22 protein-coding genes and 3 pseudogenes are annotated in these 24,442 nt (G+C 57.6%); 12 read left to right on the top strand and 13 right to left on the bottom strand.

What is annotated here, in order from left to right; translation table 11 throughout:
* The first annotated feature begins 516 nt into the window (after nt 1-516).
* The gene (locus LH464_RS22315) at nt 517-831 is read left to right on the top strand and encodes a helix-turn-helix domain-containing protein (protein WP_226788624.1); all 315 of its coding nucleotides are present in this window, start codon (nt 517-519) and stop codon (nt 829-831) included.
* Nucleotides 824-2,098: a type II toxin-antitoxin system HipA family toxin gene (locus tag LH464_RS22320; RefSeq protein ID WP_226788625.1), complete on the top strand. Its 1,275-nt coding sequence runs from the start codon at nt 824-826 to the stop codon at nt 2,096-2,098. Before LH464_RS22315 ends, LH464_RS22320 begins: the two co-directional genes overlap by 8 nt.
* Before the next feature lie 152 nt (nt 2,099-2,250).
* Here LH464_RS22320 and LH464_RS24920 read toward each other — a convergent pair whose 3' ends face one another.
* Complete coding sequence (locus tag LH464_RS24920; RefSeq protein ID WP_226788626.1) at nt 2,251-2,391, bottom strand: recombinase family protein; 141 nt, start codon at nt 2,389-2,391, stop codon at nt 2,251-2,253.
* Between the two features lie 1,163 nt (nt 2,392-3,554).
* Between LH464_RS24920 and LH464_RS22330 the strand changes: the two are divergent.
* Nucleotides 3,555-3,659 (top strand): annotated as a pseudogene (locus LH464_RS22330) (DUF1127 domain-containing protein); the annotation flags it as partial.
* 433 nt (nt 3,660-4,092) lie between these two features.
* Here the strand turns inward: LH464_RS22330 and istB are convergent.
* Nucleotides 4,093-4,883 (bottom strand): annotated as a pseudogene (istB, locus tag LH464_RS22335) (IS21-like element helper ATPase IstB).
* A 244-nt stretch (nt 4,884-5,127) separates the two neighbouring features.
* Here istB and LH464_RS22340 point away from each other — a divergent pair.
* Entirely contained in the window at nt 5,128-6,105 is a 978-nt protein-coding gene (locus LH464_RS22340) for a winged helix-turn-helix transcriptional regulator (RefSeq protein ID WP_226788627.1), read from the top strand.
* Nucleotides 6,106-6,169: 64 nt separating this feature from the next.
* Here the strand turns inward: LH464_RS22340 and LH464_RS22345 are convergent, their stop codons facing one another.
* From LH464_RS22345 to LH464_RS22360, 4 genes are read right to left on the bottom strand one after another with little or no spacing between them, the layout of a single operon-like run.
* Nucleotides 6,170-8,563, bottom strand: a complete 2,394-nt coding sequence (locus LH464_RS22345) for a xanthine dehydrogenase family protein molybdopterin-binding subunit (RefSeq protein WP_226788628.1) — start codon at nt 8,561-8,563, stop codon at nt 6,170-6,172.
* The gene (locus LH464_RS22350; RefSeq protein WP_226788629.1) at nt 8,560-9,321 is read right to left on the bottom strand and encodes an N-acyl homoserine lactonase family protein; all 762 of its coding nucleotides are present in this window, start codon (nt 9,319-9,321) and stop codon (nt 8,560-8,562) included. Before LH464_RS22350 ends, LH464_RS22345 begins: the two co-directional genes overlap by 4 nt.
* A complete protein-coding gene (locus tag LH464_RS22355; protein WP_226788630.1) occupies nt 9,318-9,797 on the bottom strand; it encodes a (2Fe-2S)-binding protein in 480 nt (159 codons plus the stop codon). Before LH464_RS22355 ends, LH464_RS22350 begins: the two co-directional genes overlap by 4 nt.
* Nucleotides 9,790-10,677 (bottom strand): FAD binding domain-containing protein, encoded by an 888-nt coding sequence (locus LH464_RS22360; protein WP_226788631.1) that lies wholly within the window; start codon nt 10,675-10,677, stop codon nt 9,790-9,792. The genes LH464_RS22355 and LH464_RS22360 overlap by 8 nt, the downstream gene beginning before the upstream one ends.
* Before the next feature lie 254 nt (nt 10,678-10,931).
* Between LH464_RS22360 and LH464_RS22365 the strand changes: the two genes are divergently transcribed.
* Nucleotides 10,932-11,729: an SRPBCC family protein gene (locus LH464_RS22365; protein ID WP_226788632.1), complete on the top strand. Its 798-nt coding sequence runs from the start codon at nt 10,932-10,934 to the stop codon at nt 11,727-11,729.
* Nucleotides 11,730-11,811: 82 nt separating this feature from the next.
* On the opposite strand, the gene LH464_RS22370 is transcribed toward LH464_RS22365, so the two are convergent.
* The 4 genes from LH464_RS22370 to LH464_RS22385 are packed head-to-tail and all read right to left on the bottom strand — an operon-like array spanning nt 11,812 to nt 15,170.
* Nucleotides 11,812-12,789, bottom strand: coding sequence for a branched-chain amino acid ABC transporter permease (locus LH464_RS22370; protein ID WP_226788633.1), 978 nt, complete (start codon nt 12,787-12,789; stop codon nt 11,812-11,814).
* The gene (locus tag LH464_RS22375) at nt 12,790-13,677 is read right to left on the bottom strand and encodes a branched-chain amino acid ABC transporter permease (RefSeq protein WP_226788634.1); all 888 of its coding nucleotides are present in this window, start codon (nt 13,675-13,677) and stop codon (nt 12,790-12,792) included. It lies immediately after the preceding gene.
* 34 nt (nt 13,678-13,711) lie between these two features.
* The gene (locus LH464_RS22380) at nt 13,712-14,419 is read right to left on the bottom strand and encodes an ABC transporter ATP-binding protein (protein ID WP_226788635.1); all 708 of its coding nucleotides are present in this window, start codon (nt 14,417-14,419) and stop codon (nt 13,712-13,714) included.
* The gene (locus LH464_RS22385; protein WP_226788636.1) at nt 14,412-15,170 is read right to left on the bottom strand and encodes an ABC transporter ATP-binding protein; all 759 of its coding nucleotides are present in this window, start codon (nt 15,168-15,170) and stop codon (nt 14,412-14,414) included. The genes LH464_RS22380 and LH464_RS22385 overlap by 8 nt, the downstream gene beginning before the upstream one ends.
* Nucleotides 15,171-15,436: 266 nt before the next feature.
* On the opposite strand from LH464_RS22385, the gene LH464_RS22390 reads away from it, so the two are divergent.
* From LH464_RS22390 to gabD, 7 genes are all read left to right on the top strand, one after another.
* Nucleotides 15,437-16,645: an ABC transporter substrate-binding protein gene (locus LH464_RS22390; protein WP_226788637.1), complete on the top strand. Its 1,209-nt coding sequence runs from the start codon at nt 15,437-15,439 to the stop codon at nt 16,643-16,645.
* Nucleotides 16,646-16,760: 115 nt separating this feature from the next.
* On the top strand, nt 16,761-17,528 hold the full coding sequence (locus LH464_RS22395; RefSeq protein ID WP_226788638.1) for an enoyl-CoA hydratase-related protein: 768 nt from the start codon (nt 16,761-16,763) through the stop codon (nt 17,526-17,528).
* Between the two features lie 79 nt (nt 17,529-17,607).
* Entirely contained in the window at nt 17,608-18,363 is a 756-nt protein-coding gene (locus tag LH464_RS22400; RefSeq protein ID WP_226788639.1) for an SDR family NAD(P)-dependent oxidoreductase, read from the top strand.
* A 24-nt stretch (nt 18,364-18,387) separates the two neighbouring features.
* Nucleotides 18,388-19,926: a class I adenylate-forming enzyme family protein gene (locus tag LH464_RS22405; protein WP_226788640.1), complete on the top strand. Its 1,539-nt coding sequence runs from the start codon at nt 18,388-18,390 to the stop codon at nt 19,924-19,926.
* Nucleotides 19,927-19,957: 31 nt separating this feature from the next.
* Entirely contained in the window at nt 19,958-21,118 is a 1,161-nt protein-coding gene (locus LH464_RS22410) for an iron-containing alcohol dehydrogenase (protein ID WP_226788641.1), read from the top strand.
* Nucleotides 21,118-21,573, top strand: coding sequence for an acyl-CoA thioesterase (locus LH464_RS22415; RefSeq protein ID WP_226788642.1), 456 nt, complete (start codon nt 21,118-21,120; stop codon nt 21,571-21,573). Before LH464_RS22410 ends, LH464_RS22415 begins: the two co-directional genes overlap by 1 nt.
* A gap of 4 nt (nt 21,574-21,577) precedes the next feature.
* Nucleotides 21,578-23,035, top strand: a complete 1,458-nt coding sequence (gabD, locus tag LH464_RS22420) for an NADP-dependent succinate-semialdehyde dehydrogenase (protein ID WP_226788643.1) — start codon at nt 21,578-21,580, stop codon at nt 23,033-23,035.
* Nucleotides 23,036-23,494: 459 nt separating this feature from the next.
* On the opposite strand, the pseudogene LH464_RS24925 reads toward gabD, so the two are convergent.
* The 3 genes and pseudogenes from LH464_RS24925 to LH464_RS22430 all read right to left on the bottom strand — a co-directional run.
* Nucleotides 23,495-23,605 (bottom strand): annotated as a pseudogene (locus tag LH464_RS24925) (IS110 family transposase); the annotation flags it as partial.
* A gap of 42 nt (nt 23,606-23,647) precedes the next feature.
* The gene (locus LH464_RS22425) at nt 23,648-24,031 is read right to left on the bottom strand and encodes a type II toxin-antitoxin system VapC family toxin (RefSeq protein ID WP_226788644.1); all 384 of its coding nucleotides are present in this window, start codon (nt 24,029-24,031) and stop codon (nt 23,648-23,650) included.
* Nucleotides 24,028-24,228, bottom strand: a complete 201-nt coding sequence (locus tag LH464_RS22430) for a type II toxin-antitoxin system VapB family antitoxin (RefSeq protein ID WP_226788645.1) — start codon at nt 24,226-24,228, stop codon at nt 24,028-24,030. The genes LH464_RS22425 and LH464_RS22430 overlap by 4 nt, the downstream gene beginning before the upstream one ends.
* Nucleotides 24,229-24,442: the final 214 nt, after the last annotated feature.

The following is a 24,442-nucleotide window of genomic DNA, read 5'->3' on the forward strand; positions in this document are numbered from 1 at the left end:
CCCATGTGGCTGGTGCCGGCTTCGGGTGCGGTTATCGTGTCGGGATCGTCAACGCTCGGTGACTGGGGCCGCCTGCTGCCTTCACCTCTCTTTGTCCTCGTCTTGGCTGTCGCGATGGAGGGCTGACAGGCGTCGTGGCATTGTCAGCATGGGGGTTGAGAGAATGATGCGGTCCAATCTATGCTGCATCCTGATGACGGATCATCCGGATAAACGCCGCCACTAACCCACATCATCATCGTCCTCGAAGGACGTCTTCCGCCTCGACGCGGAACCTTAACTTCGTTTTGTCGATACTATGCCGGTTCCTGACCATCAGGCAGGGCCGCTTTAACAAAAGCATGGATGGTGGGCACGACTCGCTGGCTTGGTGTGGCGATTCAGAAAAGACCGTGAATGATAAATAAACAGATCAATCATTCACTAATGATACGTCTTTGTATCGTTTATGTTGACCGAGCTCAAAATGTTTGAGATAGCTTGCCCTACTCCACGAAGAACGGACGGGTAGGTAGGATGGCACGGTCTGAGTCAGAATCCTTGCTGGAAATCGGGCAGTTGCTGAAGGCTACGCGTAAAGGGCGGCAACTGACACAGGAGCAGGTTGCCGACATGGCGGGCATATCGCGTCCTCGCTATCGTGAGATAGAAGCCGGAAGCAGTGCCGCGCGCACGACAACCCTGATCAACATCGCCCGCGCTCTTGGGCTTGAGTTGATGCTCATTCCGCAGGCGATGGTTCCGGCTGTCGGTTCGCTGCTGCGGCCGCATGACGATCTCGACGATCTCCCAGCATTCCTGGCTCATCCCGATGGGGATGAGAATGTCTGAGGCGTCTTCCGATCCGAGATCTATTTCGTCGCTCGAAGTGTTGCTGAACGAGGTGAAGGTCGGCACGATCGTTCGGACGCCCGGCGACTTCAACGCCTTCAGCTTCGAGGACAGCTATCGCGCAACCGGCGGCTTTCCGGTGCTCAGCCTGTCGTTTCGCGCAGCCACTGGCGGCTTGCGCAAGGACCCGAAACCCGTCGCCCGCGCTTTGCCGGCGTTCTTTGCCAATCTGCTTCCCGAAGACAAGCTGCGCGAGGCGATGGAAAAACACCACGCGGGAAGTGTTCGCGCGGGAAACGATTTCGACTTGCTCGTCGCGCTCGGGTCGGATCTGCCTGGTGCCGTCCGTGTCGTGCCGAGCGACAGGGCGATTGCCCGTCTCAACAATCTGCCAGCCCCCAAGCCGAAAGCCCGGTTTTCGCTCGCCGGTGTTCAGATGAAGCTTTCGGTGATCAAGAACACGGGGAAGGGGGGTGGACTGACCCTGCCGCTCGGCGACGACCAGGGATCCTACATCGCCAAGTTTCCATCGACCTCGTTTCCCGGCGTCTCGGAAAACGAATACGCCAATCTCGCATTGGCTGAAGCGATCGGTATGGAAGTGCCGGAGCGGGAGCTTGTCGAGCAATCGGAGTTCGAGGGCATTCCCAATGAGTTCGAGACGCTGTCAGACGGAAAAGTCCTGCTCGTCAAACGTTTCGATCGTGGCGCAAATGGTGGGCGGATCCATATCGAGGATTTTGCGCAGGTGTTCGGCGTCTATCCTTCACGGAAATACGAAGGTGCTGCCTATCACGATATCGCTGCAGCCTTAAACGTTGCCGTTTCGTCTGCGGCCGCGCTCGAGTTCATCCGCCGGCTGGCTCTCGCAGCCATAACCGGCAATGGCGACATGCATCTTAAGAACTGGTCACTGATCTATCGCGAGGCGGGCGACAAACCGCAACTCGCACCTGTCTACGACGTGCTCTCGACGGTGCCCTATATCCCTGCGGATGCCATGGCGCTGTCGCTTGCCGGTGAGCGCCCCTTCAAGGCGATGAGCGTGCAGCGCTGGAAAGCCTTCGCCAATCGTGCACGCCTGCCGGAAGCGGCCGTACTCAAGGCGGTGGTCGACACGGTAGAGCGCGTGAACGAACTTTGGTGGTCACTGCCGGAACGCACAGTCGTTCCGGAGAAAGTTCTCGAGCGCATCGATACGCATGTGCGGCTGATGACACCGATCCTTGGCACCTGTGCAGATCGAGGGCATCCGTCCGAGCGGTGACGAAACTCTGTCCTAGCCCGTGCGCCAGTTCTCCTGGCGCATCTTCACCTGTTGCCAAAGGATTGAGCGACTGCACCTCCTGCACGGCATGGTGTTTGGCGGAATTCTCCTGCGGAACCCGACGTTCTGTCGGGGGATTTTTCCGAAGACGATCAGCCCGATATAGCCTGATTGTTCAAAATGCCGCTGCCACGATTACGATCGCCGCGACTTGCGGTCCCCTGCCAAGATCGACCGCGCGGACCGGGTACACCACGTGCATTGAGTTCGTCAGCGATTCTGACTGGGCTCATGCCATCCGTGTATCGAAAATCCAGCCGATGGTCGCCGCCTCATCAGTGTCGATTGAACGCAAGCCACGCACTGGATCCCCGCTATCATCGAACTCTCGGCGCACTCTGCAGCCGTAACAGATACCGCCTGGGATCCGGCCATGCTTGGCGACGGTCTTCCTACCTTCGCGCCTGGGTAGCGAACCTGTTCTAGCACTTCCTGACTGAGAACTGCCCTCAATCCCAATTCCATCGATGACACTGCTGCGGCGCCACGCATGAGGGTTCAAGGGCACCGGAAGATTAGCAGACGGCCGTTCGCCAGAGCAAACTTTTCGTATTCGCATCGTTGGCACAGCGCGTTTCGACACGGGAGGTCAACTGGCCCACCGTCGAGGAAGACCACTAACGCGGTAGAGGTGCAAACAACGGTTGGCGCCGAGGGAAAGCGGCGGAAAACCGAAGGTGAACGCCAAGTCACCGTAAGTCGCAGGGAATTGTGGAGAATTCGCCATACCATGGCCTAGGAGCCGCGTCCTCCATCACGACGGATTTTGGCAGAGATTAAGTCAACCTGAAACTTCACGCGCCACCTCGACGGCCTCCGCCAGATTGGCTAGGGGAGCCTGGGATTGCGAGATTTTGTGAATGCCCGAGGTGCTGTCAGCTTAATCCTCAGGCGCTAGGCATGGGTCTAGCACGATGTGGTTACTGTCTTGGACGCGCATTGCCACGGACGGTGACACGGCCGCCGATCTAAGTTAGCGGCTGGCGGGTCCATCTGCAGGACTTTTGTTTACCTGATGTAGCAGGCGAGCAGCCATCGGCGCGCCCTCCATGGGTTGCATTCAAGGCTCCGGAACCCCATATCTCAGGCATGACAACCGTAAGTAAACATAAGAAGTACCTGGTCGTCTCGGCGTCCCTCCTCATGCGTCGGTAGCCCCGAGCGGCTCAGGCCTATCTGCCAGCCGCATCGGGGAACACTCCAAAACAGACGTCGTCTTTCGCCTTTTTGAAGGCCATCAGGCGGCTGAACATTGTCAGATTGCCTGACGCACGGAAGGTGCCGGGCGATCCACACTGAAGGAGGAACCACCATGTCCGCAACTATAAGCATGTCAGCATCAACGGAGACCCAAAAGTCTAAAAAGAGTCCGCGCCTCACTTTTGCGCAGCGGTTCTTGCGGGCGGCGCGTCGCTGGCAGCGAAACCGCGCCTACAACGCGCTCTCGCAGCTGTCCGACCGGCAACTGGAGGATATCGGTATTTCGCGTGATGACATCCCAGGGTTAGTGAAGGCCATGTTCGTCAACGAGCATGCAGACACAGCACCGAGTCAGGAGCAGCCTGCGCGCGATGCCGGACAGGTCGACGTGATTGCCAAGTGTTACGCAAAAGCGGCGTAACGCATGGACGCCGTGGCGACGGCCATTCTGGCAACAAGCCCTCTCGGGCTGATGAGTGTCGCTATTGCGGTGTTGCGCATGTCCGCCTAATAAGACCCAGTGACTTGCCTACGCCATACTTGCGCGAATGGTCGGAAACCTCGCGAGACTGGCGCCTCGCCGACTGGAAATTCGCTGACGCTGGAGACCATCGCGACGATGATCGCTCATCAGCCCGCCAGCGGAACTCTGATCCAGTCCCGGCTCTGTCTGGAAGGCAAAGGCGAGCGCCGAAGCGACACCTTCGACACGATCGTCACCAGATCAACCTCGGCTACAAACCTCGTCCAATATTCACCCCCCTGTAGGTGATCAGCGCTTGGCTTGCCCGGCGCTGGCCGGGGTTGCAGAGGGGAGGCCAAGCGCGGGTGACGGGTATCTTCGGCTTTAGGCTTTGAGAGCGGTTTTTGAAGTGCCAGGACTCGTTGCCGGTTTTCCACGATCTCGCAATGGTGGGTCAGGCGGTCGAGGAGTGCCGTCGTCATCTTCGCATCGCCGAACACCGACGGCCATTCGCCGAAAACGAGGTTCGTAGTGACGATGATCGAGGTGCGTTCGTAGAGCCTGCTGATCAGATGAAAGAGTAGCTGGCCTCCGGCCTGCGAACGGCAGATAGCCGAGTTCATCGAGGATGATGAAGTCGAGGCGTGTGAGGTAATCGGCAATCCGACCCTGCTTGCCGTTGCGCGCTTCCGTTTCCAGCCGATTGACCAGATCAACGACATTGAAGAAGCGGCCGCGCGTGCCGTTGCGGATGAGCGCACGGGCAATCGCGATGGCCAGATGGCTCTTGCCTGTTCCCGTGCCGCCGACGAGAACGACGTTGCGCTGATCGGCGACGAAGGTGCCGGTAGCCAATTCCCGCACCAGGGATTCATTGACGGGCGTGTCGGCGAAGTCGAAGTCTTCGACGTCTTTTGCCAACGGCAGCTTGGCGATGCTGAGCTGGTAGCGGATCGAGCGTGCCTGCTTCTCAGCGATCTCCGACTGCAGGAGATCACCAACGATGTGCGGTGGTTCGTGCTGCTGTTTGATGCCGTTTCCCATGACCTCATCGTAGGCGATGCCGAGGAGCGCTTGTCAGCGTCTGTTCTGTGCGCAATGGTTAGTGGGCAGACCAGTTTTTCAGCGGGACCACTTGACCGGAGGCCGCGCAATGGCGCTACGTCAAAGCCTTAAGTCTGACAGGGTGGTCGCGGGTCGGCAACCAAGCTGCCTGCCTCTAAGCTTTCAATATTAGACCTCTTGCCCTATAGTGAGCGTCAAATGCGCGGCGTATCACAGGGATCAATTCGGTATCAGCACGAACATGTTGAACAAAGATCAATCAGCGACTTCGTCATTAATTTTCGAGAAGCCATTGCTTGTGCAGCGGCAGTCTTCCGTGCGACGCACGATGGAAATCGTCCTCGACACCTGGAACTTCTTGATCCTGCGCGAGGCATACTTCGGCGTTCACCGCTTCGACAAATTTCAGCAACGACTGGGTATTCCTCGTCAAACCCTATCATCGCGCCTGTCAGCCCTTGTGACGAACGAGATCCTAAGCACGGGCAAGAAACCGAACGAACCTGGACATCAATATTTCCTGACAGCTCGAGGAAAAGACCTTTTCCCGACGATGCTTTCGTTGATGGAGTTCGGCGACAAGTGGCTGAATGGCGATAATGAACCGCCATTGCAGTTGATCCATAAGCGTTGCGGTTGTGCATGCCGGCCGATAACGGTCTGCAGTGAATGTATCGAGCCGTTTACCGCGCGGGAGGTGGCCCCCCGTGATGGGCCTGGGGCAGGTTATGCGCCAGTCGAGTCCCGCCCCACATCCCGCCGCAGCTCGGACTCGACCTTACTCGAAAGGGTCAGACCATGCTCAGTTGCGCGAACGCTCAAAATCATCGGCGACCGGTGGAGCTTTCTGATTCTGAGGGAGGGCTGGTACGGCGTTCGTCGCTTCGAGGAGATGCGGGAAAATCTTGCCATCGCCACAAACATCCTTGCCGACCGACTGGCGCGCCTTGTCCAGGCAGGCGTCTTTTGCAAAGTCCCGTACAGCTCGGGCGAGCGGTTTGAGTACCGCTTCACCGAGATGGGTCTCGACCTTTATAAACCCATGCTGGTCATGATGGCTTGGGGCGACCGCTGGCTCGCAGAGGGTAAGCCCCCCATGCGGCTTCGTCACCAAACCTGTGGTCAGGACTTCTCTGCAGTTGTCGTTTGCTCGGAATGCAAAAAGCCGATCGTGGCAAAGGACACAGATTACGTCTTACGATACCCGTTTGCTTTCTAGCGGACGCTATTAAGCGGTTTGTCCTCGTTTGATACCTCGGATTGCGGTGCAGACTTCAGCCCGGTCACGTCGAGTTTGCTGAGCGAGGAGTGTTTGTGTCGCGAAGCATCTGGAATATTCGTTCCGGCGTCACAGGTAGCGTCTCGACCGAGACGCCAAGGTGGGAAAGTGCATCGGATACCGCATTTGCGACAGCTGCCGGCGCTCCGATGGTGCCTCCTTCACCCATACCTCGAAAGCCGCCGACATTGTTGGGTAGATCCGCTTCGATATGCACAATCCCGATATTCGGTACGCTGGTGGCAACCGGAACGAGGTAGTCGGCAAGGCTTGCCGTCACCACCTGACCCTGATCATCGTGAACGATCTCCTCCAGCAACGCAGCACCGATTCCCTGAGCCACGGCACCATGCACCTGGCCATCGACAATCATCGGATTAATGATCTTGCCGCAATCTTCAGCAACCACATATCGCAGAATCCGGACGCCGTAAGTCTCTGTATCGACCTCCACCATGGTGAGGTGCGTGGAGGAACATGCGGTGCCGAGGTAGGGATCGTAGGTCTCCGATGCCGTTAGATCTTCCCGCTGGTCGCGCGGAATACGCCCCATCTGGGTATAGACAGCGGAGGCGACCTCCTTCAGCGTCAACGTCTGGTTCGAATTGCGGCTGGCGATGATGCCATCGTAGATGTCCAGATCCTCGATGCTCTGCTCCATGAGATAGGCTGCGGCCCGCAGAACCTTCGCTTTTACGACACGGGCTGCCAGCGTCGCAGCACCGCCGCCCAGAACAGCAGAGCGGCTGGCATAGGTGCCACTTGACATGGGCACAAGTGAACTGTCTCCATGTTTGACTTCGATGTCTTCGAGCTTGCATCCCAACTCATCGACGATTACCTGAGCGAGCGTGGTTTCGAGGCCTTGGCCATGGGATGATAGACCGAAGGCAGCTGTGATTGCGCCCGTCGCATCGATCTCGATCCTAGACGTCTCGGTTCCGGTGTTGATGGGCATGCCTGGAGCGACCGAGATGCGCGAACCGATACCGGTCAATTCCGCATAGCTTGCAAGACCGATGCCGACCCAACGTCCCGCCTTTCGTGCCGCATCTCGCTCACGCACGAGATTAGGGTAGTCGACGAAGTCGCAAGCGCCCTGGAGGCATTCCTGAAATGCCGATTTGTCCCAGATGATACCTGAGGCGGTGCGATACGGAAACTCTTCTGCTCGGACGAGATTTCTCCTGCGAAACTCCACCGGATCCATGCCGATCTTTCGCGCCGCCATTTCGATCAAGCGCTCCATGGCAAAGGTGGAAGACGGACGGCCAACACCCCGGTAGGGACCAGTAGGGGGCTTCGGTGTTAGAACACCTCTTATGCGCCCCCTGTAGTGTTCCATTCTGTATGGACCAGGCAGGAAGCTCACCACCTGTACCGTTTCCAGTGCAGCGGTCCATGGGTAGATCGAATAGGCTCCGACATCCCCGATGACATCGGCGCGCAGCCCTATCAAGGTTCCATCTTGTGTGACCGCTAGCTCAGCTTCGATCAACTCATCGAAAGCTTGGCTCGTCCCCGATAAATCTTCGAGACGATCACTAACGTATTTGACCGGACGTGCCAGCTTGCGCGCCAAGATGCAGACGAGCATCTCCTCGGAATAAAGCGACCCCTTTGCGCCAAAACTGCCTCCAACATCCGGTGCAATGACACGTAATCTCGTTCCCGGCAGATCGAGACATCCCGATAATACATCTCGAATGATGCCTGGACTTCCAGATGATGTATGGAGCGTGAGCGATTGTTTACGCTGGTCCCACTCTGCAAGGTACGACCTGTTCTCCATGGCAACGGCTGTCTTGCGGGTCATGCGGAAGCGCCCTTTGACCGTCACCGGCGCATTTTCGAACGCCGTATCGACGTCTCCTCGCTTGAACTCTCGGCGGATAATTGTGTTGGTGCCGGCTTCTTCGTGCAATAGCGGCGCGTCGTCCTTGACGGCGTCAACCTGCCTGATCGCGAACGGCAGGGGCTCGTATTCGATGTTGATGTGCTCAAGGGCATCTTCCGCTGCATAACGACTTTCAGCCACTATGGCGACGACGGGTTCCCCGACATACCGTACCTTGCCACGCGCCAGCGGCCAGATCGGCGTGGCGTAATAACCCGGCATACGGGAGGTGGGAATGGCGGGCTTAACGTCTTTATCGAGGTCACTCGCGTCATAAATCGCTACGACGCCAGGGACGGAAAACGCCTCACCCACGTCGATACCGATAATTCGGGCATGCGGCTGATCCGAACGTCGCAAGGCGACATGGAGCATTCCTGCCGGGCTCATGTCGTCGACATACCGGCCCACGCCGGTCAGAAAGCGGGGATCCTCCGTGCGCTTTACGCGCTCTCCGACGAGTTTTGGGCGAAGTTCGACGGAGTGATCGTTGTGGCTCATTCGTAGAACTCCAGGCCTTTTCTCAGTGCTTGCCACTGCGTATCGTCATGTCCGGAAATGACTGTCGCGCCTTTGTCCCGCAGGTCCTTCAGTCGAACGAGCGCCGCTGAGGCCAGATCCATATTCCACGTGTTTTTGGGTGCCATCCCCGTATCGAGATTGATCTGCAGTGGGGCTGCATCTGAGGCGAGGATGAACGTTCCGTCGTGTTCCAGGGATATGCGTGCGGCCGTCATGCCTGGTGTGTGGCCCGGCATGGGGAGAAGCACGATCCGTCCGTCTCCGAATACGTCATATTCGCCACCAAAGGTTTGGAAGCCTTGCGGCTGATCCCATTCGTGCTTCAAATAACCCTGGTTTTCGGAACCCTCCGCTTTGGCGGAGGCGACCTCCGCCTCGTGGCAGAGGAATGTTGCTCGCCCGAAATACTCATTGCAGCCGCAATGGTCGGGATGAAGATGCGAGCAGATGACGACATCGATATCGTCCGGCTTCAGGCCAAGCGTCTCCAGTTGTCCTACGACGGTTCGCTCCGGTGTAAAGATCGGCGTCATCACCTTGGCAATTCCACCCCAGCGCGCCTGTGGGTCGACAGCGGCCTGCGGATTGCAGCCGCTGTCGAAGAGTACATTTCCCTGTGCATGCCGTATCAGGGCAGCATGCACAGGCAGTTCGATCATCTCTTCTTTCGCAGCCCCCGGATAATAGATCGAACGGCGCATACGAAGGCGTCCGCCTTCGAGGAAGTGCATCTTCATTTCAGGGGTCCTCTTTCCTTTGCCAGTTCGCGAACCGCATTGACAATGTGCTCGTACCCCGTGCACCGACAGATATTCCCGGACAGCGCTTCGCGGATTTGATCGTCGGTTTCGAGCGGGTGGTGGCGCAGCATATCGGTGATCGCCATGATGAAGCCAGGCGTGCAGAATCCGCATTGGAGGCCGTGATGCTGCCGGAATGCTTCCTGAACACGGCCAAGCTTGTCTACATTTCCCAGTCCCTCGATTGTCTCGATTTCCGTGCCTTCGGCCTGTATTGCCAAGGTCAGGCAGGAACGAGCGCTTCTCCCGTCGAGCACGACTGTGCAAGCCCCGCAAACACCATGTTCGCAGCCGACATGAGTTCCCGTCAGTCCAATCTCCTGGCGAAGGAAATCACTAAGAAGCAGTCGCGGCTCGATCATGCGGGTATAGGATTGTCCGTTTACGCTGAGGGTGATTTTCTGTTCAGTCATCAGTCTTCCCCTTGCGAAGATCAGCGCGCTTCCACGCGTCTCTCAACGCGCGGCGTGCAAGAGCGCCAGCCAGATGCCGTCGATAATCGGCGGATGCGTGAAGGTCGGTGTTCGGCTGCAGAAAGTCGTTCAAAGCCTCAGAGACTTGGTCGAGCAAGCTCTCGGATACAGTCTTGCCATCGATAATCTCTTCGATGGCTGCAAGGCGAAGTGGGGTTTCTCCCACACCCATAAGGGCAAACCGAACACTGCGAGCGACGCCGTCTTCGATACGAAGCGTGGTCGCCGCGCAGGCCAGGGCAAAGTCGCCCTGGCGCCTCGAAAACTCCTCGAAACCCCAACCAGTATCGGGCTTGAGCGTGTCGATCTCGATGGATGTCACGAACTCATCCGGCTCGAGCGCATTTACCAGCGATCCGAGGAAGAAGTCGGAGGCAGCGATCTGTCGCTCGCCGCGCACTGACCACGCCGTGATCGTGCCGTTCAACAAGAGCGTCATCATCGGCATCTCGGCGGCGGGGTCTGCATGGCAGACACTGCCGCAGAAAGTGCCGCGATTGCGAACCGTCAGATGGGCCACGTGATGCATGGCATCTTGCAGGATCGGTAGATGCTCGAACACGAGTACGTCCGTCGCGGTCATGTGATGGCGAACCGTCGCGCCAATACGCAGCCTGTCGTCGTGTTTCTCGATGCGGTCCAGTCCGCCGATGCGGTTGATGTCGACGAGGATTGTTGGCTTCACCAGCCGGAAATTGATCATCGGCATCAGGCTTTGGCCACCGGCAATGATCTTGCCGTCGCCGCCCGATGCGGCAAGCGCCTCGACCGCCTCCGATATCGATTTCGCGGCTAGATAGTCGAAGGGTGCCGGTTTCATGTCTTCACCATTATCATGCACATGCAATCAGCAGGGAACGGAAAGCGTGATGCCGCCGGTGTGCCCGCGTTGCAACGCGGGGAGTGGGTCGTCCATTAGAGTTTTCCATCCAGGGTCCTCCACGAAGCCGCCCCAGCAAGGCATTCGTTCGCTAATTTAACTTGCATTATTAGACCTAAGAAGAGATTGTCAAGCAATGTCGTTCGCCCATGTTGCGAAGGATTGACTTACAACGACATGCGAGGAGGCCATCCATGGACATGACAGGTCAGCAGCATATTCCTGCTAGCAAAGAAGAAGTGTGGAACGCACTGAACGACACCGAGGTACTAAAAGTCTGCATTCCCGGATGCCAGGAATTGGTCAAATCGTCCGATACACAGATGTCGGCAGTCGCGGTGATCAAGGTCGGCCCGGTAAAGGCCCGCTTCCAGGGGGTGGTTACCCTGTCGGATCTTGACCCGCCGAACGGCTACAAGATCACCGGCGAAGGGCAGGGCGGAGTTGCCGGCTTTGCCAAGGGCGTGGCGGCGGTTCGCCTGGAGGAGGCGGAAGGCGGCACTATCCTGCACTATAACGTCGACGCCCAGATCGGCGGAAAGCTCTCCCAGCTCGGCGGACGGCTTATCGATGTGACGGCAAAGCAGATGTCGGGTCAGTTTTTTAAGCGATTTGCCGAAGAGATCCAGGCGCGTCAAAACCCCGGCGCGTCGGCAACCGAATCTACGTCGGAAAAAGCTCCCTCGGTTCAACAGACTGCAACCTCGACAGCGATGCCCGTCAAGAAGGGGCCGTCAGCCGCGTTTGTGCCTTCGGAGCCCCCGGCAACGAGCTCGATTGCCGGCCTGCCGACAATCGCAGCTGTCGTCTTCGTGGCGGTTTTGGCGGCAATGTGGATCGTCCACAGCGGTCTACTGCCAAGCCTCGTGCCGGCTGCAGGTTCGGTGGCCGGCGATGGCCGTGTCTCGTCCGATCTTGCGAGCGTCGTGCAGCTGATCATGGCCGCGGCCATTGGCTATCTCTTCGGCTCGCGCGCAGGGCGCGCGGGTTGAACGTCTGGTGGCGCAAAAGAACAATCAGGGCCTGTTTTGTGGCCCTGATTTCAATATAACTTGCATAAGAAGACTTTGCGGCTCAGCTGCGGCGGCGTTCCAACAGCAGTTTCAGCTCTCCGTACACCCCCCGCCTGAACATCATGACGCAGACGACGAAGAACAGCCCGATGATGAAGGTGATTGGCAGACCGCTGGTCGATAGGAAGTGTTCCAAACCCACCACGATGCTGGCTCCGACGATCGGGCCGATCAGCGTGCCCATGCCGCCGAGTAGCGTCATCAGAATGACCTCCCCCGACATATGCCAATTCACATCCACAAGGGAGGCCAATTGGAAGGCGATTGCTTTCATGGACCCTGCAAAGCCGGATAGCGCGGCCGACAGGGTGAATGCGATCAACTTGTAGCGCTCGGGTTTAAGGCCAAGTGAGGTAACTCGAGTTTCGTTCTCACGGATCGCGGACAGCACGTGGCCGAATGGCGAATTCACCGCACGCCAGACGATCACGAGGCCGATCGCCGTTCCGCCGAGAACTGTATAGTACATCGCCGTGATATTGCGCAGGTCGATGATGCCGAAGAGGTAGCCACGTGGTACCGCTTGGATTCCATCTTCGCCGCCGGTAAACGGCATTTGAACAGCTAGGAAGTAGACCATCTGCGCCAGCGCCAGCGTAATCATCGCGAAATAGATGCCGTGCCGGCGGATGGCAAGCGCGCCGAATGCCAGGCCCAGCAGGGCTGCGAACGTAGTCCCCGCCAGCAAGGCAAGCTCGAACGGCAGATGCCAGACTTTTGCCGCGTGCGCCGTGATATAGGCTGCGCCACCGAAGAAGGCGGCATGCCCGAACGACAGCAAGCCGGCATATCCGAGTACCAGGTTAAAGGCAGCCGCGAACAATACGAAACAGAGGATCTTGATCAGAAACAACGGATAGACGAGCAATGGCGCAACCAACATTAGCACGCCGACGACGGCTATCAGGATGATGTTGCCGCGAAACTGGCCGGATACCGCAGAGACGGACGATACGGACGATACGGTTGAACTGTTCATTCAAGCCTCCCGTGAGAACAGGCCGGACGGCCGGATGAGAATGACCAGCACCATCACGATGAAGACCGCAATCGACGAGGCCGCTGGGTAAAAGGTTTTGGTCAGGCCCTCGATGACGCCAAGGGCAAGTGCCGTGAAGATCGCGCCGCCAATCGACCCCATGCCACCAATGACGACAACGGCGAAGACGACTATGATCAGGCTGGATCCCATCCCTGGACTAACCTGGTACAGTGGCGCGGCGAGCGCTCCGGCAAAGCCGGCAAGTCCAACGCAGAAAGCGTACGTCAACGTCAACATCAATGGCACATTGATGCCGAAGGCCTGGACCAGTGCCGGATTTTCGGTGGCCGCACGGAGATAGGCACCGAGCTTGGTCCGTTCGATCGCAAGCCAGGTCAGAACGCAGATGACGAGTGAGACAACGATCACCCAGGCGCGGTAGACAGGCAAGAACATGAAGCCGAGATTGATGCCCCCCGTCAGCCCCGACGGGACCGGATAGGGCTTGCCCGCTGCGCCGAAGATGTGACGGAAGAGCCCTTCGAGCATCAAAGCGATGCCGAAGGTAAGCAGCAGACTGTAAAGGTGGTCCATTTGGTAGAGCCGCCTCAGCAGCAGCCGCTCCACGACAGCCCCGACGATCCCGACGGCGACGGGCGCGGCGATCAGCGTGGTCCAGTAGCCGAACCCGAGCGTGGAGAGCATGAACCAGGCCGTGAAGCCGCCAAGCATGTAAAAAGCACCATGTGAGAAATTGATCACGTTCAGCATGCCGAAGATGATCGCCAGTCCGAGGCTCAGTAGTGCATAGAAGGAGCCGTTGATCAGCCCCAGCAGCAATTGCCCGAGCAGGACGGATGTGGGAACCCCGAAAATATCAGCCATCGGATTCTACCTGTTTGTAATGGCGCTTCATCGATCAGACCCCGAGATACCGGTTCAACCGGTCCATATTGGCGTCGAGCGCATTGTTGGAAATCTCGTCAACAACCTTCCCCTGGTCGAGGACGAAGTGGCGATCCGCGATCGAGGCGGCGAACCTCAGATTCTGTTCGACCAGGATGATGGTCATGCCGCGGTCCTTGAGAACTCGCAGCGCTGCCCCGATCTCATCAATAATGACAGGAGCGATACCCTCGGTGGGTTCGTCGAGGAGGATGAAATCTGCACCTGTTCGAAGAATCCTGGCAATTGCCAGCATCTGTTGCTCGCCGCCGGACAACCGAGTTCCGATGGTGTTGTCGCGGCTCTCGAGATTGGGAAAAAGACTGTAGATCTCGTCGATCTCCATCCCGCCGCTCTGCCAGGCGGGAGGAAACATCAGATTCTCGATTACGTTCAGCTTGGAGAAGATTCCGCGCTCTTCGGGAACGTAACCCATGCCCAGGCGTGCGACTTTGTAAGGTGCGATCGACAGCAACTCAACGCCTTTAAAGACGCTCGATCCCGTCCGCTTGCCGACCATTCCAACCAGACTGCGCAGAGTAGTCGTCTTGCCGGCGCCGTTGCGTCCGATCAAGGTGACGACTTCACCTTTTCGCACGTTGAAACTGACGCCATGCAATATATGGCTTTCGCCATACCACGCCTCGAGGTCAACGACGTTAAGCAGTGCGGCTTCAGCCATGTGTACCTCCCATATATGCCTTGCGGACCTCGCTGTCTGACGAAACCTCCTCGTAGGTTCCCTCGGCAATGATTTCCCCTCGTCTCAAAACGGTGATTTTGTCGGAGAGATCTGCGACGACGCCGAGATTGTGCTCCACCATGAGGATGGTTCGACCCTTTCCGACGCGACGGATAAGCGCCGCCGTACGGCCGATGTCCTCTGTTCCCATTCCCGCCATTGGCTCATCAAGAAGCAATACCTCTGGCTCAAGCGCCAGGGTCGTGGCTAGTTCCAGCGCTCGCTTTCGACCGTAGGAAAGTTCGCTGGCTTTCGACTGTGCCCGGTCGGCCAGGCCGACGCTGTCAAGGAGCGCCATCGCCTCTTCGTTGAAACGGCGAAGTTTGCGGTTTGATTTCCAAAACGAAAACGTGTCGCGCTCACGGGCCTGCAGCGCGACCCGCACATTCTCGTGAGCGGTAAGATGCGGGAACACGGACGAAATCTGGAATGAACGCACAAGCCCCAGTCTCGCGATGTCTGCGGGTGCCGTTAAGGTGATGTCCTGGTTCTTGAAGAAAATATTGCCGCTGCTGGGCTGGAGAAACTTCGTCAGCAAATTGAACAGGGTACTTTTCCCCGCGCCGTTCGGCCCGATCATGGCATGTATCGTGCCCGGCGTGACGCTGAGATTAACATTGTTGACAGCGATAAAGCCGCCGAACGAGCGCGTTAGGGCACGCGCCTCGATAATGGGTGCTGGATTTGGCACAGTTCCTCCTTGCCGGCTCGACTCTTCTCCTCAAGCGGTTCCCAACAATCAATCCGGGTAACCTCTGTCGGCGGCGGCAAAAAACAGAAAATCATACTAAGTCTAATAATGCAAGCTTGCCTCCTTGAATGGTTTCTGCTTACATTGGCATCGTCACCTGCTGCAGAGCGTCATTTTTCGATGATACAACGCATTTAGGTATGATAACGCAAGTTATAACGTGGCGCTGTGGAGGAGCCCAGGCGCCACCTCACGGGAGGTGAGTCATGAAAAATCTGAAGGTGTTACTGTCGTGCGTTGCCGCTGTCGGCGTGATGACAATGCCGGTTCTGGCGCAGGATAATGGTCCCATCCGAATTGGCGTATTGACTGATGTCAGCGGCCAGTTTTCGCATGAGGCCGGTGAAGGGGCGATCGCGGCGGTGAAAATGGCGGTAGAGGATTTCGGTGGAAAGGTGCTCGACCGCTCTCTCGAGGTGGTCGTTGCCGATCACCAGAACAAGCCCGAGGTTGCCGTCTCGACTGCGCGCGAATGGTACGAGTCGCAGGGCGTGACGATGATCAACAACCTGATCAATTCGGGCATCGCGCTTGCCGTCACGCAGGTTGCCAAGGACGAAGACAAGATCGCCATCGTCAATGGTTCCGGTAGCTCGCGCCTGACGAACGACAGTTGCACGGCAAACAGCATTCACTATTCATACGACACCTATGCGCTGGCGAACGGAACCGCAAATCAGCTGATCTCGCAGGGACTGAAGAACTGGTTCTTCCTGACGGCCGACTATGCTTTCGGTCACGCTTTGGAGGCCGATGCCACGCAGATAGTCAAGGCCAGCGGCGGTGAGGTTTCCGGCGCAGTGCGATACCCGATCGAGACATCCGACCACAGCGCTTTCATGCTGCAGGCTCAGGCATCACCGGCGCAAGTCGTTGCTCTCGCCGGCTCGGGCACGACCTTCGTCAACGCAGTAAAGTCAGCCTCCGAGTTCGGCCTTTCCTCGTCGGGGAAAACGGTTGCCGGGCTTCTGGTGTGGGATACGGACGTGCATTCGCTCGGTCTTGAAACGGCGCAGGGAATGATACTCACAAACGCCTTCTACTGGGATCGTGACGACGAAACACGGGCATTCTCCAAGAAATTTGAACAGCGCGTCGGCCGCCCGCCGCATATGGGCGACGCCGGCGACTACTCCTCCACCATGCATTACCTGAAGGCGGTGGAGGCAGCCGGTACCGTCGATACCCAGCAGGTCATGGCGAAAATGCGCGAGACGCCGGTCAATGACTTCTTCGCCAAGGATGGCAAGATCCGTGAGGATGGCCGCATGGTGCACGACATGTATGTCTACCAGGTCAAGACACCTGCCGAATCCAAGGGCGAGTGGGATCTGCTGAAGCTTGTTTCGACCATCCCCGGCGACAAGGCTTTCCGGCCGCTGTCCGAAAGCGAATGCCCGCTTGTAAAGAAGTAAGCGGGACGCCCGGCTTCGTTGTGAGGCCGGGTTTTTCGCCCGAGCGGCTACTGCAGGATTGCGCCACGATCAGTGGCGTGACGGCTACACGACAGACAATTTCGAAAGCAGGCAGATGAGCGATATCCTGGTTGAGAAGAACGATGGCCTTGCGGTCGTGACATTGAACCGGTCGCGGCAGAGAAATGCCGTGTCCTATACAATGTGGCAGCAACTGGCAGTTCTGTTCAGTGAGTTGGATGCCGATTCCGATGTTCGTTCAATTATTCTGACAGGCGCAGGCTGTGATTTCTCTGCAGGTGCCGATATCGCTGAATTCGACGCAGTCCGCGAAGGTGCAGACGACAGCAAGCGATACGAGGTGGCGGTCGATGCTGCCGGGGATGCGATCTACGGGGTATCCAAGCCGACGATCGCCGCGTTGCGGGGCTACTGCCTAGGGGGCGCCGCGCATCTGGCGATGTCCTGCGATTTTCGCATGGCTGAGGCCAATGCGGTGTTTGGCATTCCGGCCGCCCGTCTTTCAATCGTCTACGGCGTATCGGCGACCCGCAAGCTGTTCTCGCTGGTCGGCGTTACGCAAGCCAAGCGCATCCTCTACACCGGGAAGCGGTTCAGCGCCGAGGAGGCACTGTCTATCGGTTTCATCGACCAGATCGGCGAAAACGCGCTTGCCGATGCCCGGCAGCGCGCCGTGGAAATGGCCGAGAACGCGCCCCTCACCATTGCCGGCGCCAAATTCATTCTGAATGGCTGCGCGAGCGGCGAACTCGATCGGCAGACGGCGGCAGCGCTAATCGACAATGCCAGCGCAAGCAAAGACTATGTCGAAGGTCGTCAGGCCTTCAAGGAGAAGCGGCCGGCACGTTTTTTGGGGTGCTGACGGAAGCTCGATCCACCCGCGTATCACCATCCGTAATTTGCCCTGCGCAAGCAGGACCTCGATTCAAGGACAACATGACATGCAGACCAATTTGAACGGCAAGGTTGCTCTCGTTACAGGCGGCGGTAGGGATGTCGGTGGCGACATCGCCCGCTCGCTCGCTGCCGAAGGCGCGATCGTCGCCGTGAACTACAGCCGTTCCAAGGCCGAAGCTGATGCGGTGGTCAAGTCGATCGAGGCTGCCGGCGGCAAGGCGAAGGCCTATCAGGCCGACATCAGCGACAACGAGCAGGTCAAGGCCATGGTCGTCGCCGTGAAAGCTGATTTCGGCACGATCGACGTGCTGATCAACAATGCCGGCTACGTCAAGTATCAGCGTTTCGTGGACTCAACACCTGAGGACTGGAAAAAGCAGATCGACGTATGCCTCTATGGCGCGCTGCATTGCTGCCATGCCGTCGCGCCGCTGATGATCGAGCAAAATTCCGGGCGCATTGTCAACCTTATTGGGGACAGTTCACGCATCGGCGAAGCCAATCTGGCGCTTGCAGCAGCGGCCAGAGCAGGCACCACGGCGCTGGGCAAGTCTCTCGCGCGTGAACTCGGCCGCAATAATATTACCGTTAACACGGTATCGCTCGGCTTGATCGAAACATCTCATTCAGATCCTGAATTCCTGGCGAAGAACCGCGAGAAGATCGTCAAGGCCTATCCCCTGCGCCGCATCGGGACGCCTGAGGATGTCGCGCCGATGGTTACCTTTCTGGCCTCTGATGCATCGTCCTGGGTGACCGGCCAGGTGATCAGCGTCAATGGCGGTTTCAGCATGGTGTAACTTGAGGACAGGGAGGGGCCTAACATGATACATTTTGAGCTGATTGCACCAGTCGGGGAAATTCTCAGACGGAATGCCAGCCTTCACCCTGAAAAGCTGGCGTTCGAGGACAAGTCCAGGGCCGTTTCCTACGGCCGCTTGAATACCGAAACGGAGAACCTTGCCTCACAGTTGATCGCGCTGGGGCTGCAGAAGGGGCAAACCGTTGCGATCTTCCTGCCCAATTCCGTGAACTGGGTTGTATCGTGTCTCGCCATTGTGCGTGCGGGTGGCATTGCCGTGCCCGTCAGTATCGAATCGTCGGACGTGGAACTGAGCTACCGGATCACTGATGCGGATTGCGCCATAGTGATAACCCACGCTGACAGGCGCAGTGCAGTCGAAGCGCTGTCGCAAGGCATTGGACGCCGCCCCCTTTTGATCACCGATGGCTTGAAGAGCGATCTCCCGGATTTCGCCACACTGACGCAGACGCGGGCCGCCGTTTTCGAGGATGACCAGGACATCGATCGTCCTGCCTATATCGTCTACACGTCGGGGACCACGGGGCAGCCAAAGGGCGTTCTGCTCTCAACGCGTTCGATGCTGTGGGTGACGGCTGCATGCTGGGCACCGATTGCCGGGTTGAGTGACAAGGATGTGGTGCTTAACACGCTTCCGCTTTATCATTCCTATGCGCTGAACATTGCTGTGCTCTCGATCATCGCCACCGGCGCCAGCGAATATATCATGGAGAAATTTTCCACCTCTCAGGGGACGGAACTTCTGCGATCAGGCCGCTTCACCTTTATGCCTGGCGTTCCGACAGCCTTTCATTATTTCCTGTCCGCCTGCCAGACGAGTGGCGAAAAGCTCTTGTCCTCAGTGCGGCTGTGTGTTTCCGCGGGAGCGATCATGCCGGGGACACTGAACCAGGACTTCGAGGAATTTTTTGGTGTTCCTCTACTGGACGGCTACGGGATCACCGAGACATCCACCATGGTGACGATGAACTGGCCCGGTGCTTGCCGAGTTCCTGGCTCCTGTGGACTGCCGCTTCCTGGCCTGACGGTTCGGTTGCTCGACCCCAAGACAGGCGCTGACGTGCCATTCGGCACGGAGGGCGAGCTTGTCTGTAAGGGACCGAACTTGATGCAGGGATACCACAATAAGCCGCAGGAAACCCAGAAGGCGATCGTCGACGGTTGGTATCGAACCGGCGATCTGGCACGTTGCGATGTCAACGGGTTCCTGACCATTACCGGCCGCCTGAAGGAACTGATCATTCGTGGCGGGCAGAACGTTGCGCCGGCTGAAGTCGAGGAGACGATTCTCCTTGATGATGCGGTCATGGATTGTGCCGTTATCGGCATGCCGCATACGATGCTCGGAGAGGTGCCGGTGGCCTGCGTGGTTTTGAAATCCCCCGACAGTTTCGACGAGCAAGCCTTGCTGCAGCATTGCCGTCAGCGGCTGTCGGCCTACAAGGTTCCGGACCGGATATTCATCGTGAATGAGATTCCTCGAACCGGCTCCGGCAAGATCCTGCGCGTCAAACTGCGCGAGAACCTGCAGGCCGCATGATGCTGTGGGAGCGGATATCAAGGAGAATTGCATGAACCCCTTCGTCTTCAGTACGACTGCGCAAATCGTTTTCAAGCCCGGCGCATCGGGCGAAATCGGTGGTCTGGTCCGGAAAAAGCTTGGTGACAGAATTCTCTTTGTCACCGATCCCGGGCTGCGGAAACTTGGTCTTTGTGATCCTGCGCTGAGGTCTTTGGCAGAGGCTCGTATCGAGGTGACAGTCTTTGACAGCGTCGAAGCAGATCCCTCTCTTGCGACCGTTCAGGCAGCGACCCAAGCTGCGAAGGCGGCGGGTGCAACTGGCGTGCTCGGTTTCGGCGGCGGCTCCTCGCTCGACGTTGCGAAAGTCGTGGCTTTGCTTTGCGGTTCCGACGAAGACATTGATGGCGCATGGGGCGTCGGCAATGCCAAGGGACCGAGGCTCCCACTCGTGCTGGTGCCAACAACCGCTGGAACCGGATCGGAAGTTACATCGGTCTCGATCATTACTGTAGGCGGCGGCGAGAAGCGTGGGGTATCGACGCCGATCATCCTTCCCGATATAGCCGTCCTCGACCCTGATCTGACCCTCGGCCTTCCCGCGCCTATCACAGCGGCGACCGGCATCGATGCGATGGTGCATGCGATCGAAGCCTATGCATCGAAGAGCTCCAACAACAATCCCCTTTCTAAAATGCTGGCGCGCCAGGCGCTGCAACTGCTCGGTGCCAACATCGAGAAGGCTGTGTTTGACGGCAAGGATCGCGAGGCGCGAGGCGCCATGCTTCTGGGCTCGATGCTGGCGGGCCAGGCCTTCGCCAACTCCCCCGTCGCGGCGGTGCATGCGCTCGCCTATCCGATCGGCGGCACATTCCACATTCCGCATGGGCTTTCCAATGCGCTGGTGTTGCCACATGTACTGCGCTTTAACGCGACCGATGCCGCTTCCGTCTATTCCGAGATCGCTGCCGACGTCTTTCCGGATCTTGCATCGGAGCACGGCGACGAAGGACGCTGCGCCTCTTTCATCGAGCGTCTGGCGACGCTCTCGACCAAACTTGGTCTGCAGCCGCGCCTGCGCGATGTTGGCATTGGTGAAGATCATCTGGCTGGAATGGCGCGCGACGCCATGAAACAGACCAGACTACTGGTGAACAATCCGCGCGAGGTTAGTGAAGCCGATGCTCTCTCGATCTACAAGGCGGCCTGGTAATGTCTGAACGTCAGGCGCCGCAGGGGCGAGACGCATACAAAATCTTCCGTACCCTCACGACCCGCTGGTCTGATAACGACATTTACGGGCACATGAACAATGTCATTCACTACAGCATCTTCGATACGGCAGTGAATGGCTTCCTTATCGAAAACGGGGCGCTGGACATGAAAGGTGGCCAAGAGGTTTTCCTCGTGGTCGAGACCGGCTGCCGTTATTATGCGGAAATGGCTTTTCCTGACGTGGTGACTGCTGGAATTCGGGTCGCGCGGCTTGGAAACTCTTCAGTGCGGTACGAAATCGGCCTCTTTCGTAATGACGACGAGATGGCCACTGCAGAGGGCTTCTTCGTTCACGTGAACATCGATCGCCTTTCGCGCCGGCCACTTCCATTTGGAAACACCGTCCGGGGTCTGCTTGAGCCGCTTCTGGTTCCGACAAACGAAATTGGATAGTCAAATGGTATCTCTCAATCTCAAAGATCCTTCGCTTCTCCGCAGCCAGTGCTTTATCGGTGGCGCCTGGATCGATGCGGACAGCGCCGGAGTGATCGATGTAACAAATCCAGCAGATGGCACGGTTGTGGCAAGCGTTCCCAAGATGGGATCCGCGGAAACAAAACGCGCGATTGAAGCCGCCGAGGCGGCCTTGCCGAAATGGCGCGCACTATCTGGCAAAGAACGTGCTGCAATCTTGCGCAAATGGTTCGATCTGTTGATTGCAAACCAAGACGATCTCGCCGCGATCATGACGGCCGAGCAGGGGAAGCCCCTGGCTGAGGCCAAAGGTGAGATCACCTATGCAGCATCTTATGTAGAATGGTTCAGCGAAGAGGCCAAGCGTGTCTACGGCGATACCATTCCTGCACCGACGGCAGACAAGCGCATTGTTGTTGTCAAACAGCCGATCGGTGTCTGTGCGGCAATCACACCCTGGAATTTTCCGGCAGCCATGATCACCCGTAAGGCCGGGCCGGCACTGGCAGCCGGCTGCACGATGGTAATTAAACCGGCGAGCCAAACGCCCCTTTCGGCCCTGGCGCTATGCGTATTGGCTGAACGGGCCGGTGTGCCAAACGGAGTTCTGTCCTGCGTTACCGGGTCAGCAGCCGAAATTGGCCGTGAATTGACGTCCAATCCGATCGTGCGAAAGCTGAGCTTTACGGGCTCTACTGAGATAGGCAAAGTGCTGATTGCGCAGTGTGCAGCCACTGTGAAGCGGACGTCCATGGAACTTGGCGGCAATGCGCCTTTTATCGTCTTCGACGATGCAGATATCGACGCCGCAGTTAAAGGTGCTATCGCTTCAAAATACCGCAACGCGGGCCAGACCTGCGTTTGTGCCAACCGCTTTCTCGTCCAGGATCGTATCTATGAGGTTTTCATCAATCGTCTTGCTAAAGCGGTGTCGGATCTGAAAGTCGGAAATGGCTTCGAGAGCGGTGTACAGATAGGACCGCTCATCGACGAAAAGGCGATCGCAAAGGTCGAGGAATTGGTCGGCGATGCAGTCGGTCGAGGGGGCCGTGTTGTGACTGGTGGAGGAAGGCACGCTCTTGGCCAGAGTTTCTATCAACCTACGATCATTGCGGACCTATCACACGACGCCCAGATCTTCTCCGAAGAGATCTTCGGACCGATCGCGCCGATCTTCCGTTTCGAAACCGAGGAAGAAGCCATTCGACTTGCTAATAAGACCCAGTTCGGACTTGCCGCATACTTCTACGGTCGGGACATTTCCCGTGTCTGGCGCGTCGCGGAGGCGCTCGACTACGGTATCGTTGGCATAAATGAGGGCGTTATCTCAACGGAGGTGGCGCCGTTCGGCGGCATGAAAGAGAGCGGTAATGGTCGTGAGGGCTCGAAGTATGGCATGGAGGACTACCTCGAGATCAAGTACCTTTGTATGGGGGTCTGACGAGGGTCGGCATTGTTTTGATTGGCCCGCTTTGCTGGATCTCTAGACGGGCGATCTTCAGCGCAACGCCATGAAATCCGGTACTCCACTTGGCATCGCTGCGAAACAAGCCCTCGATGATTGAATTGATTTCCGACGAAGTTTCATAGGCTTGGTGGAGACCGGGCTGAGACAAGTAAGACCTGGGCACTGCCTCATTCTGGACGGCTTTCCTTCTACGCGTAAACAGGCACCTGCTCTGGAAATGCTTCATCCGCCACATGCCAAAGTTATCAGGCATGTGAGACAATGATCCTGCGGAAGTAGCGAGCAATCCTGGGTTTCGATTCCGATCAAGATCAGCGTCCTGGGACGTTATCTACGCTTACTTTTCTTGAGCAGCGGCTACGGCTTCCGCCTGAATGACGCACAACTCCAACTCTCGCAGCGTCATGGCATTACTATGCCGGTTCCTGACCGTCAGGCCATTGCAGAGGTAGGATTTTCTGATTTCGTCCAGCGAAACTCTGAGCCATCCACCCACATGCGATGCATTATGACCGCGAGCCGGCGAGGGGCCGCCGCTTCAGATCCCTTTAAGGCGATAGGACTAGAAGGTCCCTCGCAGCATTGCTAGTGTGGACTATTCTTGGATGAATGAACCGAGGCGCCGACCTTTTCGGCTGCCGCCGCTAGCCGTTTATCTCTCGTCCATAGGCTTGATCGCCTATCAAGAAGTGTCGAAGCTACCAAGTGTGCGTCTGTGTAGCCTATCCCCATGCTGAATATCGAATGGCGATCGATCACGTTCATTACCTCAGCGTGTGTCGCAACTATCGCTTCGCGTTGAGCTGCTAGAAACACTATAACGGCATCCCGCCCCCGAAGGCTACCGAGCGCCAGCTCGCCGATAACAAAGGGGTGGCAGAGCAGCCGGTCGTCGTCAATGATCTTGCTTAGCTCTGCATCACCGTGGCGGAAATGATCGATCCAGATCGAGGTGTCTACCAAAATCACCTGGTCGCTTCGCTCCGTCGGCGAGGCCCTGCTTCGACGTCGGGCATGGAACCGCCAAGAGCTATCAGCCGCTTGCCGGATTCGACGCGGACAAGCGTTTCCAGCGCTTGGCGGACAAGGGCTGCCGTCTCCTTCGTGCCCGTCAATGACTTGGCGCGTTCCAGGAGGTTATCGTCGAGATTAATGGTTGATCGCATAACTAGCTCCTGCGTAGATAGCAGAAGTAGCACCATTTGGTGCGAAAATCTACGCCTTATCGGATAAGCAGCATCTGTCAGACACATTTCGGGCTTAGGTTCGGTTCCTATCAAGAGACTAAAATGGATGCGAGGGGACGAAGAAGCCCTAAACGCTATGGCGCTTGTCATTCACTTGCATTACTATGTGATGGAAGTGGAGATAGCTATGGTC

The sequence above is a fragment of the Pseudorhizobium xiangyangii genome (assembly GCF_020531965.1).
Taxonomy (GTDB): domain Bacteria; phylum Pseudomonadota; class Alphaproteobacteria; order Rhizobiales; family Rhizobiaceae; genus Neorhizobium; species Neorhizobium xiangyangii.